We start from the raw sequence: 1,251 nt of genomic DNA, 5'->3' as shown, positions 1-1,251 counted from the left end.
CGACGTGCTTCAGGCAAAAGGAGCTCAGCTATGGCCGGCATGGTCGAAAGCGACAAGATCGACGTCGGGTTTTCCGGCAAGCGCTGCATCCATTCGCGCAACTGCGTGCTCGGCGATCCGCACGTCTTCGTGCCCAACGCGCCGGGTCAATGGATCCATCCCGAGGCGGCCAGCGTCGAGAAGATCGTCGCCATCGCCGAAAGCTGCCCGTCGGGCGCCATCACCTATGTCAGGAAGGATGGCGGGCCGCAGGAGCAAGCACCGGTGGTCAACACGGTGCGGCTGCGGGAAAACGGCCCGCTGGCGGTACACGCCGAGATCGTTCTCGACGGCGAGACTTCTTATCGTGCCACGCTCTGCCGCTGCGGCGCTTCGGAAAACAAGCCGTTCTGCGACGGCAGCCACAACAAATCCGGTTTTGCCGCCACCGGCGAGCCGCAGCTGAAGGACACGCCGGCGCTCGAAGCGAGAAATGGTCCGCTGAAAGTGACGCCGACCACCAATGGCCCGCTCAAGCTTGAGGGCAATCTCGAGATCGTCACCGGAACCGGCCATACGGTCGACCGTACACAACGCGCCTTCCTCTGCCGCTGCGGCCATTCCGCCAACAAGCCGTTCTGCGATGGCACGCACAAGAAAGTGGGGTTTGTCGGGTAGGTTGGCGCTTCGGCCAACGCTGCCAATCTCCGCCTTGGCCCAGCGCTCGCAGCTTTATCGACCCGCCCGCATCGGCTAAAGGCAGGGGCAGACAGACTCCCCAGCCGGACCGCCGCCAAAAATGACAGCCAAGACCAAGCCAAAACCGTTGTTCCTCGGAATCGACACCGGCGGCACCTATACCGATGCCGTGTTGTGGTCTGAAACAGAAGGCCCGCAAGAAGGGCCGAACAAGGGCAAGGTGCTGGCCAAGGCCAAGGCGCTGACCACCAGGCATGATCTTGCCGTCGGCATTTCCGGCGCCGTCGACGCGGTGCTGCAGAAAGCCGGAACCGATCCGGCTGATATCAAGCTGGTGTCGATGTCGACGACGCTTGCCACCAACGCGCTCGTCGAGGGCCAGGGCGGCCGCGTCGCGCTGGTGATGATCGGCTTTTCCGAGGGCGACCTCGCCCGCGACGGGCTGAAGGCCGCGCTCGGCACCGATCCGGTGGTTTTTTGTCCGGGCGGTCACGACGTGCATGGCAATGCCGCCAAGCTCGATCTGTCCGGACTGGAAGCGGCGCTGCCGGAACTCGGCGCCTCGGTGTCCGG

At 64.3% G+C, this 1,251-nt stretch carries 2 protein-coding genes; both read left to right on the top strand.

Going from position 1 to position 1,251, the window contains the following annotated elements; all coding sequences use genetic code 11:
- Nucleotides 1-30 precede the first annotated feature (30 nt).
- The gene (locus EN994_RS32125; protein ID WP_013528606.1) at nucleotides 31-657 is read left to right on the top strand and encodes a CDGSH iron-sulfur domain-containing protein; all 627 of its coding nucleotides are present in this window, start codon (nucleotides 31-33) and stop codon (nucleotides 655-657) included.
- Nucleotides 658-778: 121 nt separating this feature from the next.
- Nucleotides 779-1,251: hydantoinase/oxoprolinase N-terminal domain-containing protein (locus EN994_RS32120; protein WP_281060223.1), on the top strand; the 473-nt coding region annotated here is incomplete at its 3' end.

Source organism: Mesorhizobium sp. M7A.F.Ca.CA.002.09.1.1 (assembly GCF_003998555.1).
Taxonomy (GTDB): Bacteria; Pseudomonadota; Alphaproteobacteria; order Rhizobiales; family Rhizobiaceae; genus Mesorhizobium; species Mesorhizobium ciceri.
Note: the sequence above shows the minus strand (reverse complement) of the source record. Positions and strands in the feature narration are given on the sequence as shown.

Bases quoted from the DNA above. Each gene is read 5' to 3' on its own strand.
- EN994_RS32125 (WP_013528606.1), top strand. From the start codon at position 31: ATGGCCGGCATGGTCGAAAGCGACAAGATCGACGTCGGGTTTTCCGGC.